Here is a 12087-nt window from a genome sequence, read left to right on the forward strand (position 1 = left end):
CGTTACTGCGAATTACAACCGCGCCAACACCGCGTCGGTGGCCTGCGTGGTCGATACCGCTTGGCCCTTCGCGGCCAGGTCCGCAGTGAACACCCCATCATCCAATGCCGCATGCACCGCCGCCTCGATGGCGGCCGCTTCGGCCTCCAACCCCAATGAATGGCGCAGCAGCATCGCGGCGCTGAAGATCGTGGCGTACGGATTGGCGATGCCCTTGCCGGCAATATCGGGCGCCGACCCATGGATCGGCTCGTAGATGCCGACCGCACCCGGCTCACCCAGCGACGCCGACGGCAGCAGGCCCAGCGAACCGGCCAGCATCGATGCTTCATCGGTGAGGATGTCGCCGAACATGTTCTCGGTCACGATCACGTCGTACTCGCGCGGCTTGGCCAGCAGGTGCATGGCCATCGAATCGACCAGCTGGTGCTCCAGCGCGATCTCCGGGAACTCCTCGCGGCCGATCCGCGCGGCGACGTCACGCCACAGGCGTGAGGTCTCCAGCACGTTGGCCTTGTCCACCGAGGTGACCTTGCCGCGGCGCTGCTGCGCCAGCCGGAACGCACTGCGCATCACCCGCTCGATCTCGCCCACGCTGTAGCTGCACAGGTCGCTGGCGGTGTCGGCGGTGCGGGTCTTTTCGCCGAAGTAGATGCCGCCGGTGAGCTCGCGCACGACCACGAAGTCGACGCCTTCCAGCAGCTCGGCCTTGATCGGCGAGGCGCCCAGCGCGGCCGGGTGGGTGCGCACCGGGCGCAGGTTCGCATAGAGCCCCAGCGCCTTGCGGATCGCCAGCAGGCCCTGTTCCGGGCGCACCTTGGCATTCGGGTCGGACCACTTCGGGCCGCCTACCGCGCCCAGCAGGATCGCATCGGCGGCCCGGCAGGCATCGAGCGTGGCCGCCGGCAGCGGCTCGCCATGGCGGTCGATGGCGATGCCACCGATATCGTGTTCGCTGAAGTGGAAGGTGTGGCCAAAGCGCTCGGCGACCGAGCCCAGCACCGCCACAGCGGCGGCGGCGACTTCGGGACCGATGCCATCACCGGGCAATACGACAATCTCAGCGTGCATGTTCACTCTCGTAGCGTTCGATTTCGGGGACACGCCCCAACAGATACCCCAACTGGTCCACGCCTTCCAGCAGGCAGGTCTGCGAGAAGCCGTCCAGCGGGAAGGAATAGGTGCGGCCGTCGGGCGTGCGCAGCTCGCGCGCGGCGATGTCGATGGTGAGTTCGTCGTCCGGGCGCTGCATCAGCACCTGCACGTCGGCCTCGGCCAGCACGATCGGCAGCAGGCCGTTCTTCAGCGAATTGCCGCGGAAGATATCGGCGATCTCGCTGCTCACGATCGCGCGCAGGCCCAGGTCGGTCAGCGCCCACGGGGCATGTTCGCGCGAGGAGCCGCAGCCGAAGTTGCGCCCGGCCAGCAGGATGCTGCGCCCGGCGTTGTGCGGCTGGTTGAAGGCGAACGCCGGGTTCGGCGCGCCATCGGCCTGCCAGCGCCAGTCGTTGAAGGCGTGCTTGCCCAGGCCCACGCGCTCGGTGGTGGACAGGAACCGGGCCGGAATGATCTGGTCGGTATCGATGTTGGTCTCGCGCAGCACCACGCTGGTCGAGGTCAGGGTGCGGAAGCCGCTCATCAGGCCACCTCCTGTGCGGCATACAGTTCGCGCGGGTCGGCCACGCGGCCGTTCACCGCCGCCCAGGCGGCGGTCATCGGCGACGCCAGCAGCGTGCGCGAGCCCGGGCCCTGGCGGCCTTCGAAGTTGCGGTTGCTGGTGCTCACGGCCAGCTGGCCGGGCGCGACCAGGTCGCCGTTCATCGCGATGCACATCGAACAGCCCGGCTCGCGCCATTCGGCACCGGCCGCGCGCACGATGGCGTCGATGCCTTCGGCCTCGGCCTGGCGCTTGACGATCTCCGAACCCGGCACCACCAGCATGCGCACGTCGCTGGCGACGCGCCGGCCCTGCAGCACCTGCGCCACTTCGCGCATGTCGCTCAGCCGGCCGTTGGTGCACGAACCGACGAACACCACATCCACCGGCGTACCGGCCAAGGTCTGCCCGGCGTGGAAGTGCATGTAGTCCAGGCCCTTCTGGTCGGCCGCATCGTTGGCCGCCGGAATCGGCGCGTCCACGGCAATGGCGGTGCCCGGGTGGGTGCCCCAGGTCAGGGTGGGGCGGATGTCGGCCGCATCGATGTGCACTTCCACGTCGAAGCGCGCGCCGGCATCGCTGCTCAGCTGCGTCCACTGCGCCACGGCGATGTCGAACTCCACGCCCTTCGGGCCGCGCGGGGTGTTGGCCACCCAGTCGAAGGTGACCTGGTCCGGCGCCACCATGCCGGCGCGCGCGCCCGCTTCAATCGACATGTTGCACAGGGTCATGCGCTGTTCCATGTCCATCGCGGTGATCGCGCTGCCACGGAATTCCAGCACATGGCCGGTACCGCCGTTGACCCCGATCACGCCGATGATGTGCAGCACCACGTCCTTGGCGCCCACGCCCGGCGCCAGCGCGCCATCGACGGTGATCGCCATGGTCTTGGCCTTGCGCTGCAGCAGGCACTGGGTGGCCAGCACGTGGCCGACTTCGCTGGTGCCGATGCCGAATGCCAGCGCACCGAACGCCCCGTGGGTGGAGGTGTGGCTGTCGCCGCACACAATCGTCATGCCCGGCTGGGTGAAGCCCTGCTCGGGCGCGATCACGTGCACGATGCCGCGGTTGGCCGACTGCAGGTCGAACAGCTCGATGCCGTACTCGGCGCAGTTGCGCGCCAGCATCGCCACCTGTGCCTCGGAGGCGGCGCTGGCATACGGCAGCTTGCCGTCGGGCCCGGCCGGCAGGGTCGGGGTGGAGTGATCCATGGTGGCCTTGGTCCGGTCCGGGCGGCGCGGGGATAGGCCGCGTTCGCGCAGTTCGGTGAAGGCCTGCGGCGAGGTCACCTCATGGATCAGGTGCAGGTCGATGTACAGCACGGCGGGCGCGCTGTCCGATTCGGGCACGACAACGTGGGCGTCCCACAGTTTGTCGTACAGGGTGCGGGGAGCTGGGGTCATGGAATGGCCTTGCTGTGGTTCATGTGACGATAGGGCGGTTCGGATATTTCAGGAAGTGCGCAGCCGCGCATCGAAGCGCAGGCGCACGTAATCGGCGGTCCACTGGCCATGCGCGTTGCGCTGGGTCGGGGCCAACAGCGCCACGGTGTCATCCAGTACGCGCTGGCGCTGGGCCGCATCCAGCCCGACCAGGAAGGGAGAAGCAAAGGTACGCAGCCAGCCCTGCATGCCGGTGGGCAGCACGGTCGGGCGCGGCAGGCACTCGATGTGGCGCACCTGGAAGCCGTGCGCGCGCAGGCGCTCGGCGTACTCGTCTTCGCTGGGGAAATACCACGGGAACGTGGGCAGCGCATGGCCGTTGCTGCACAGGGCGGCCTGCAGCGCGCTGGTGATGGTGGCCACATTGCCCTGGCCGCCCATCTCGGCCACGAAACGGCCGCCGCTGCGCAGGGCACGGCGCACCCCGTCGATCACCTTGTCGGGTTCGCGCATCCAGTGCAGTGCCGCGTTGCTGAACACCGCATCGAAGCGACGTTCGAAGGTCATCGCGTGCGCGTCCATCAGGTGCGCGTCGATGCCGCGAGCGCGTGCGCCGCCGATCAACTCGGGCGAGCTGTCCATGCCGGTGACATGGGCGCCGCTGAGGGCCAGGTCGAAGCTCAACACCCCATCGCCGCAGCCCAGGTCGAGGATGCGCTCGCCGCGTTGCGGGTCGAGCAGGCGCGCCACCGCGCCGCCGAGCAGCGGCACGAAGCCGGCGTCGATGGCGTAGTCGTGCGCGTTCCACTGCTGGGTGGCGTCGGGGGCATACGGGCTGTCGAAGGCACTCATGGTTGCTTCCTCAGGCGGCGGCGGTGGCCGCGGGTTGTTCGGCGCTGGCCTGGCGCTGGCGCAGCAGGCGATTGGCCACGTCCAGCCAGGCCAATGCGGAGGCTTCGATGATGTCGCGGCTGGTGCCGGTGCCTTCGTATTCCACGCCGTCATGGCGCACGCTCAGGTTGGCCTCGCCGCGCGCATCGGCGCCGATGCCCACGCTGTGCACGTGGTAGCTGTCCAGCATCAGCTGCACGCCGGTGGCGGCGGCCAGTGCGCCGAACAGCGCATCCACCGGACCGTCGCCTTGGGCGGTTTCGGCCACGCGGTTGCCGTCCGGGTCGGACAGTTCAACCAGCGCGTTGGCACGGCTGCCCACGTCGCTGATGGTCATCGAGGCCAGGCGGTAGCCGTTCTGGGTGGAGCTGCCCTGCATCAGTACCTGCAGGTCGGCGTCGGTCACCACGCGCTGCTGTTCGCACAGGGTCTTGAACTGCTCGAACACCAGCTTCAGTTCTTCTTCCTCCAGCCAGAAGCCCAGTGCACGCAGGCGTGCCTCGACCGCCGCGCGGCCGCTGTGGCGGCCCAGCACCATCTGCGAGTTTTCCCAGCCCACGTCTTCCGGGCGCATGATCTCGTAGGTGCCACGGTGGCGCAGCATGCCGTGCTGGTGGATGCCCGATTCGTGCGCGAAGGCGTTGGCGCCCACGATGGCCTTGTTGCGCTGCACCGGCATGCCGACCAGGCGCTGCAGCAGCTGCGAGGTGGAGACGATGCGCGGGGTGTTGATGCGGGTGTCTTCTTCGTAGAAGGCATTGCGTACCTTCAGCACCATGGCCAGCTCTTCCAGCGAGCAGTTGCCGGCGCGCTCGCCGATGCCGTTGATAGTGCATTCCACCTGGCGGGCGCCACCCTCGATGGCGGCCAGCGAGTTGGCCACGGCCAGGCCCAGGTCGTTGTGGCAGTGCGTGCTGAAGATGACCCGGTCGCTGTCCGGCACGCCGGCGATCACGCGCTGGAACATGCCGCGGATTTCTTCCGGCGTGGTGAAGCCCACGGTATCGGGCAGGTTGATGGTGGTGGCGCCGGCGGCGACCGCCACGCGGGCGACCTCGATCAGGAAGTCCTCCTCGGTGCGGGTGGCATCCTCGGCCGAGAATTCCACGTCGTCGATGTAGCTGCGCGCCAGGCTGACGTGCTTGTGCACCGATTCCAGCACCTGTTCGCGGCTCATGCGCAGCTTGTGCTCGCGGTGCAGCGGGCTGGTGGACAGGAACACATGCAGGCGCGCGTTGGCGGCGGCCTCCAGTGCCTTGGCCGAGGTCTCGATGTCGGCGGCCAGGCAGCGCGACAGCACCGCCAGGGTGGGGCGGCGCACTTCACGGCCGATCATGGCCATGGCGTCGCGGTCGGACTGCGAGCTGGCCGGGAAGCCGGTCTCGATGATGTCCACGCCCAGCTCGTCGAGCGCGCGGGCCATCACCAGCTTCTGCTGCGGGCTCATGCTGCAGCCCGGCGACTGTTCGCCGTCGCGCAGGGAGGTATCGAAAATTCGAATTCGGGGGGAGTTGGGCGTAGTCACCAGGAGGTCTCCTCGACGGCAAGGTCGGATGGGATGGCAGAAACAGGAAGGGGTAAGGAATTGGGGGAGGGCGCGAGCACGGTCGGTAGCGGGGGCCGTGTTCGCTCGCTGGCGCGTCGGCGCGGTTTGCGCGGCGCGCGTGGGCGGATGTCGGCGAGCAGCTGGGCCAGCACCAGCGCATCGATGTTGCCGCCGGATACCACCGCGCACTTGCGCTTGCCGGCGACGCGGCGGCCGGCGGCCAGTGCCAGGGCGCCGGCGCCTTCGGCGATGATGTGTTCTTCCAGTGCCAGCCGCACCAGGGTTTCGCGCAGCTCGGCTTCGCGCACGATCACCACGTCGTCCAGCAGTGCGCTGCACAGGCGGCGGGTCAGGAAACCGGGAATCTTCACCTTCACACCATCGGCCAGGGTCGCCACGGGCGCGATCTCGCGCACGTCACCGCGGATCGCGCGGGCCATGGAATCCACGCCCTCGACCTGCGCGCCGACGATGCGCACGCCCTGCGATTTCAGCGCCAGCGCGACACCCGACGCGAGCCCACCGCCGCCGATCGGCACGATCACCACGTCCGGTGCATGCGCGGCCAGTTCGATGCCCAGCGTGCCCTGGCCGGAGATCACGTCCGGATCATCGAACGCGGACAGGAAGCGGTAGCCGTGCTGGTCGGCCAGGGCGCGTGCGAACGCGTAGGCCTCGTCGTAGCTGTTGCCGTGCTGGCGCACGGTGGCGCCCCAGTGGGCGACACCGGCGATCTTGGTGGCCGGTGCGCCGTGCGGCATCACGGTGATGGCGGGAATGTCCAGGCGGTAGGCCGACCACGCCACGCCCTGGGCGTGGTTGCCGGCCGAGGCGCAGATCACCGGGCGGTCGTCGCCGCGTTCGCGCCCGGCCAGCAGCGCGTTCAATGCGCCGCGCACCTTGTAGGAACCGGTGCGCTGCAGGTTTTCCAGTTTCAGCCAGGTGCCGAACCGCTCCGCATAATGCAGCGGCGTGGGCGGCAGGAACCGGCGCAGCCGCGCCTGCGCGGCCAGCACATCGGCGACGCTTACATCGCCTACCTCCGGTTCCTGCGGGGCACGGCTAGCCGGCATGACTACCCCGTAGGTTGCAGGCCCGGCGTAGAGCCACCCCATGGGTGGCTGCGCGGAAACGACCCGTGCGGCTGTACGGCGACGAGGAGCCTTGAAGAAGACCCCCCCGTACCGGCACCGAAACCACGGCACGGGCGTTCATGCGTTCACTCCACTACCCGATTCCAGCGCGCTGATCCGCACCGAAACGCAGTCGTAGATCTTCTCGATCTGCCGGCACAGCGTCTCCGGCGGACGGGTGCTGTCCACCACCAGCTGCAGGTGCCAGCGGCCGTCGTCGGCGGCATTGGGCGCACCGACAATCGCGCGCGGGGCAAACCCACGGCGTTCGGCCATGCCGATCACGCGCAGCAGCGCGCCTTCGGCCGGAACCAGCACCAGGTCAAGCCGGTATTGCATGGGGGAACTCCTGGGACTGATGGGCGGGGTTGCTTTCCAGCATCGTGCTGTTGGCGTTGTTGGGCGGCACCAGCGGCCACACGTTGGCGCGCGCGTCGATGGCCACGTGCAGCAGGGCCGGGCCCGGTTCGGCCAGCAGCGCAGCCAGGCCGCCTTCGACGTCGTCGCGGTTCTCGATGCGGGTGGCCGGAATGCCGAACACCTGGGCCAGTGCGGCGAAGTCCGGGTTGTCGGACAGGTCGATCTCGCTGTAACGCTCGGCGAAGAACAGTTCCTGCCACTGGCGGACCATGCCCAGCGAGCTGTTGTCCAGCAGTACGATCTTCACCGGCAGGCGGCAGCGGGCGATGGTGGCCAGCTCCTGCACGTTCATCATGAAGCTGCCGTCGCCGGAGACCAGCACCACGGTGCGGTCTGGACAGGCGAACTGCGCGCCCATCGCGGCCGGCAGGCCGAAGCCCATGGTGCCCAGCGCGCCGCTGGTCAGGTGGTTGCGCGGGTGGTTGAAGCGGCAGTGCTGGGCCACCCACATCTGGTGCTGGCCGACATCGCAGGCAATGATCGCGTCGGCCGGGGCCACTTCGCTCAGGCGCTTCAGCAGCGCCGGGGCGTAGATGTGCGCGCCCGGTGCGTCGTAGCGGGCGGCGAAGCGCTCGCGGTGCCCGGCGCAGCGCTTGCGCCACGCCTGCTGCGAGGCGGCTGCGCTGGGCAGTGCCGCGGTCAGCGCACGCAGCGAGGTGCCGACATTGCCCGGCACTGCCACATCGGCGGTGCGCAGCTTGGAGATCTCGTATGCATCGGCATCGATATGGATGACGCGGGCGAACGGCGCGAACTCATTCAACTTGCCGGTGGCGCGGTCGTCGAAGCGCGCGCCGACCACCACCAGCAGGTCGCTTTCCTGCACGGCCATGTTGGCCGCGCGGGTGCCGTGCATGCCCAGCATGCCCAGGTAGTGCGGGTGCTGCGCCGGCAGCCCACCCAGGCCACGCAGGGTCAGCACGGTGGGGATGGCGGTGGCATCAACGAAGGCGCGGAAGTCCTCCACCGCATCGCCCAGGGCGACGCCGCCGCCGGCGTAGATCACCGGCTTCTCGGCGGCCTGGATCGCGGCGATGGCGTCGGCCAGTGCCGCGTCGCCCGGGGCCACCGGCGGATTGACCGTTTCCGGCACGTGCACCGGCAGGTGGCTGGCGTCGGCGACCTGCACGTCCTTGGGCAGGTCGATCAGCACCGGGCCGGGGCGGCCTTCGCGGGCGATGCGGAAGGCCTCGCGAACCACGCGCGGCAGGTCGTCGACCGAGCGCACCAGCCAGCTGTGCTTGACGATGGGCAGGGTCAGCCCGAATACGTCCAGTTCCTGGAACGCGTCGGTGCCCAGCAGCGGGGTGGCGACCTGGCCGGTGATGCAGACCATCGGCACCGAGTCCAGCATCGCGTCGGCGATGCCGGTCACCAGGTTGGACGCGCCGGGGCCGGAGGTGGCCACGCAGACACCGACCCGGCCGCTGGCGCGGGCGTAGCCGTTGGCGGCCAGTGCGGCGCCCTGCTCATGGCGGACCAGGATGTGCTTCAGCCCCGAATCCACCAGGGCGTCATAGAAAGGCATGATGGTGCCGCCCGGATAGCCGAACAGCGTGTCGACGCCCTCGGCTTCCAGGGCCTGCGTCAACCAGCGTGCGCCATTGCGGGGCGCGGTGCTGTGTGCGGAGGTGTTCATGCGGTGACCTTTGCGAAAGCGGGTGGGGGGGCCGCGCGGTTACGCGGCTTGACCTTGCAACCAGACCATCTTGGCGCGCAGTTCCTTGCCTACCTTCTCGATCGGGTGCTCCAGGTCGGCCTGCTTGAACTTGGTGTAGTTCGGCAGGCCCGCTTCGTATTCGGCCACCCAGTTCTTGGTGAAGGTGCCGTCCTGGATGTCGGTCAGCACCGCCTTCATGCGCTCCTTGGTGCCGGCGTCGATCACGCGCGGGCCGCTGACGTAGTCGCCGTACTGCGCGGTTTCGGAGATGAATTCCAGCATGCGGGTGATGCCGCCTTCGTAGAACAGGTCCACGATCAGCTTCAGTTCGTGCAGTACTTCGTAATAGGCGATCTCCGGCTGGTAGCCGGCTTCCACCAGGGTCTCGAAACCGGCCTGGACCAGCGCGGAGGCGCCGCCGCACAGCACGGCCTGCTCACCGAACAGGTCGGTTTCGGTTTCTTCCTTGAAGGTGGTTTCGATCAGGTTGGCGCGCGCACCGCCCAGGCCGGTGGCGTAGGCCAGGGCGTACTCGGCGGCCTTGCCGCTGCGGTCCTGGTAGACCGCCCAGATGCACGGCACGCCACGGCCGATTTCGTACTCGCGGCGGACCAGGGCGCCCGGGCCCTTGGGCGCGACCAGCACCACGTCCAGGTCGTCGCGCGGGGCGATCATGTTGAAGTGCACGTTCAGCCCGTGGGCGAACAGCAGCACGGCGCCCTGTTTCATGTTCGGCGCCAGCACGTCTTCGTAGAGCTTCTTCTGCACCATGTCCGGGGTCAGCACGGCGACCAGGTCGGCGTCCTTCACGGCCTCGGCCGGCGCCTTCACGGTGAAGCCATCGGCCTGCGCCTTGACCTCGGTGGGGCCGCCCGGGCGCAGCCCGATGACGACGTCGAAGCCGGATTCACGCAGGTTCAGTGCGTGGGCGCGGCCCTGGCTGCCGTAGCCGACAACAGCGATCTTGATCTGGGGCAGGTCGTTGGTGCTCATGGGGGAGGTCCTTTGGAGGAAGAATCGGAGGGTTCTGAAACGAAAAAACCCGCACCTGGGTGGGTGCGGGTTTTGATGGATACCTGGCAGTTCTACTTACACGCCGGTCCGTCCCGCACCTGTTGGTTGGGTAATAAGTACGAGGACGAGAAGCGAACGGATGGAGGCCGCGCCGGAACCGGCGGGCTCGATGGATTCGCAAATGGGCGTGTGGCGCTGCAACATGTGATCGAGAAAACCACAGCGGTTTTGCCGCTGTCAACCGTGTTTCGACAAATTCCAACGGTTTCGCCTGTATCCAGCGCAAAGCCCCGCCGCATAAGGATGGTTGCGGCTGAAAGCGTTATGGTGAACGCCAATTCAAGTTTTGAAGCGCGGTTTCTGCGCAGATTGGACTGTCGTGGACGGCCCCGTGCATGACCATTGTCGGATGTGCGCGAGGCCCCGCAGCAGCGACCATCGAAGGCTTGCCCCACCTCTCAGGAACTCCACACCGTGCCCCGACCCCTTGCCCGTGCCGTCCTGGCCACCGCACTGCTCTGCGCGCTGCCGCTGCTGTCCTCCGCTGCCGACCGGGTGACCGGCCACGGCTTCGCCACCCGCTCGGAGGTGATTGCCCCGCATGCGATGGCGGCGACGTCGCAGCCGCTGGCCACGCAGATCGCGCTGGACGTGATGAAGGGCGGTGGCTCGGCGGTGGACGCGGCGATTGCCGCCAATGCGGCGCTGGGGTTGATGGAGCCGACCGGCAACGGGGTGGGTGGCGACCTGTTCGCGATCGTGTGGGACCCGAAAACGCAGAAGCTGTACGGCTACAACGGCTCGGGCCGCTCGCCGAAGTCGCTGACGCTGGCCGAGTTCCAGCGCCGGGGGCTGAAGGACATTCCGCCGACCGGGCCGCTGCCGGTATCGGTGCCGGGCGCGGTGGACGGCTGGTTCGCGCTGCACGACCGCTTCGGGCGCAAGCCGATGGCGGACAATCTGGCCCCGGCGATCCGCTATGCGCGCGACGGCCATCCGGTGGCGGAGGTGATTGCGTACTACTGGGACCGTTCGGTTCCGAAGCTGTCGCAGTACCCGGGCTTCAAGGAGCAGTTCACGATCAACGGGCATGCGCCGCGCAAGGGCGAGCTGTGGAAGAACCCGAACCTGGCCAATACGCTGGAGCAGATTGCACAGGGCGGCCGCGATGCGTTCTACAAGGGGGACATCGCGCGCACGATCGGCACGTACTTCAAGGCCAACGGTGGCTACCTGAGCTATGAGGACATGGCCAGCCACCACGGTGAGTGGGTGGAGCCGGTCAGCAGCAATTACCGTGGCTACGATGTGTGGGAGCTGCCGCCCAACAGCCAGGGCATTGCGGCGCTGCAGATTCTGAATGTGCTGGAAGGCTACGATTTTTCGAAGATTCCGTTCGGCTCGCCGGAGCATGTGCACCTGTTCGTTGAAGCGAAGAAGCTGGCGTTCGCGGACCGTGCGCGCTTCTACACGGACCCGGCGTTCCAGCCGGCGCCGGTGGCGAAGCTGGTGTCGAAGGAGTATGCGGCGGAGCGACGCAAGCTGATTTCGATGGACAAGGCGTTGCGTGAGGTACAGCCGGGCACGCCGAAGCAGTTGGAGGAGGGCGACACGATCTATATGACGGTGGCCGATGCGGACGGGATGATGGTGTCGCTGATCCAGTCGAACTACCGCGGGATGGGCAGTGGCATGGCGCCGCCGGGGCTGGGCTTCATCCTGCAGGATCGCGGTGAGATGTTCGTGCTGCGCAAGGACCACCCGAATGGGTACGCGCCGGGCAAGCGCCCGTTCCAGACGATCATTCCGGGCTTCGTGACGAAGGACGGCAAGCCGTGGATGAGTTTCGGTGTGATGGGCGGGGCGATGCAGCCGCAGGGTCACGCGCAGATTGTGATGAATCTGGTGGACTTCGGGATGAATCTGCAGGAAGCCGGCGACGCGCCGCGCATCCAGCATGAAGGCTCGACGGAGCCGACCGGCCAAGCGACGGCGATGAGTGACGGTGGTGAGGTGAATCTGGAAACCGGCTATCCGTACGAGACGGTGCGCGCGCTGATGCGCAAAGGCCACCGCGTAGTGTTCGCCGACGGCCCATACGGCGGCTACCAGGCGATCATGCGCGACCCGGAAACGGGCGTGTATTACGGCGCTTCGGAAAGCCGCAAAGACGGCCAGGCGGCAGGCTACTGAAGCCTGGCGATCCTGGATCGCCGTATCGCCGGGCGATGCCCGGCTGCTTCACGCATCGCGTAGAGCCGGGTTTTGCCCGGCTGCTTCATGCATCTGTGCGAACAACCGTTGGTTCAATCATGGCCTGAGCTGGGCCGGCGGGTGCGGGTTTGCGGGACACGCCGTGAATACGTCCGTGTAGGCTTGTAGAA

At 67.9% G+C, this 12087-nt stretch carries 10 protein-coding genes; 1 reads left to right on the forward strand and 9 read right to left on the reverse strand.

From position 1 onward, the window contains the following. Positions 1–12 precede the first annotated feature (12 nt). From leuB to ilvC, 9 genes are all read right to left on the reverse strand, one after another. Positions 13–1071, reverse strand: coding sequence for a 3-isopropylmalate dehydrogenase (gene leuB / locus ACREPD_RS13970; protein ID WP_431599871.1), 1059 nt, complete (start codon positions 1069–1071; stop codon positions 13–15). After that, positions 1061–1639 (reverse strand): 3-isopropylmalate dehydratase small subunit, encoded by a 579-nt coding sequence (leuD, locus tag ACREPD_RS13975; RefSeq protein ID WP_421569310.1) that lies wholly within the window; start codon positions 1637–1639, stop codon positions 1061–1063. The genes leuB and leuD overlap by 11 nt, the downstream gene beginning before the upstream one ends. Next, complete coding sequence (gene leuC, locus ACREPD_RS13980; protein ID WP_431599872.1) at positions 1639–3060, reverse strand: 3-isopropylmalate dehydratase large subunit; 1422 nt, start codon at positions 3058–3060, stop codon at positions 1639–1641. Before leuC ends, leuD begins: the two co-directional genes overlap by 1 nt. A gap of 48 nt (positions 3061–3108) precedes the next feature. Further along, positions 3109–3891: a class I SAM-dependent methyltransferase gene (locus ACREPD_RS13985; protein ID WP_431599873.1), complete on the reverse strand. Its 783-nt coding sequence runs from the start codon at positions 3889–3891 to the stop codon at positions 3109–3111. Between the two features lie 10 nt (positions 3892–3901). Next, positions 3902–5455: a 2-isopropylmalate synthase gene (locus ACREPD_RS13990; protein ID WP_431599874.1), complete on the reverse strand. Its 1554-nt coding sequence runs from the start codon at positions 5453–5455 to the stop codon at positions 3902–3904. Continuing rightward, complete coding sequence (locus tag ACREPD_RS13995) at positions 5452–6549, reverse strand: threonine dehydratase (RefSeq protein WP_431599875.1); 1098 nt, start codon at positions 6547–6549, stop codon at positions 5452–5454. Before ACREPD_RS13995 ends, ACREPD_RS13990 begins: the two co-directional genes overlap by 4 nt. 138 nt (positions 6550–6687) lie before the next feature. Beyond that, positions 6688–6948 (reverse strand): ACT domain-containing protein, encoded by a 261-nt coding sequence (locus ACREPD_RS14000; RefSeq protein WP_431599876.1) that lies wholly within the window; start codon positions 6946–6948, stop codon positions 6688–6690. Continuing rightward, on the reverse strand, positions 6932–8668 hold the full coding sequence (gene ilvG, locus ACREPD_RS14005; protein WP_431599877.1) for an acetolactate synthase 2 catalytic subunit: 1737 nt from the start codon (positions 8666–8668) through the stop codon (positions 6932–6934). Before ilvG ends, ACREPD_RS14000 begins: the two co-directional genes overlap by 17 nt. Before the next feature lie 39 nt (positions 8669–8707). After that, positions 8708–9682 carry a ketol-acid reductoisomerase gene (gene ilvC / locus ACREPD_RS14010; RefSeq protein ID WP_431599878.1) on the reverse strand — a complete coding sequence of 325 codons (975 nt, stop codon included), beginning with the start codon at positions 9680–9682 and terminating at the stop codon, positions 8708–8710. Between the two features lie 495 nt (positions 9683–10177). Between ilvC and ggt the strand changes: the two genes are divergently transcribed. Next, positions 10178–11896 (forward strand): gamma-glutamyltransferase, encoded by a 1719-nt coding sequence (gene ggt / locus ACREPD_RS14015; protein ID WP_431599879.1) that lies wholly within the window; start codon positions 10178–10180, stop codon positions 11894–11896. The last annotated feature ends 191 nt before the right edge of the window (positions 11897–12087 follow it).

The sequence above is a fragment of the Stenotrophomonas sp. genome (assembly GCF_050737075.1).
Taxonomy (GTDB): Bacteria; Pseudomonadota; Gammaproteobacteria; order Xanthomonadales; family Xanthomonadaceae; genus Stenotrophomonas.

What these genes read in the sequence shown, in the direction of transcription:
- leuD (WP_421569310.1), bottom strand. Translation starts at nt 1,639, where the DNA reads ATGAGCGGCTTCCGCACCCTGACCTCGACCAGCGTGGTGCTGCGCGAG.
- ACREPD_RS13985 (WP_431599873.1), bottom strand. Translation starts at nt 3,891, where the DNA reads ATGAGTGCCTTCGACAGCCCGTATGCCCCCGACGCCACCCAGCAGTGG.
- ilvC (WP_431599878.1), bottom strand. Translation starts at nt 9,682, where the DNA reads ATGAGCACCAACGACCTGCCCCAGATCAAGATCGCTGTTGTCGGCTAC.
- ACREPD_RS13995 (WP_431599875.1), bottom strand. Translation starts at nt 6,549, where the DNA reads ATGCCGGCTAGCCGTGCCCCGCAGGAACCGGAGGTAGGCGATGTAAGC.
- ilvG (WP_431599877.1), bottom strand. Translation starts at nt 8,668, where the DNA reads ATGAACACCTCCGCACACAGCACCGCGCCCCGCAATGGCGCACGCTGG.
- leuB (WP_431599871.1), bottom strand. Translation starts at nt 1,071, where the DNA reads ATGCACGCTGAGATTGTCGTATTGCCCGGTGATGGCATCGGTCCCGAA.
- leuC (WP_431599872.1), bottom strand. Translation starts at nt 3,060, where the DNA reads ATGACCCCAGCTCCCCGCACCCTGTACGACAAACTGTGGGACGCCCAC.
- ACREPD_RS14000 (WP_431599876.1), bottom strand. Translation starts at nt 6,948, where the DNA reads ATGCAATACCGGCTTGACCTGGTGCTGGTTCCGGCCGAAGGCGCGCTG.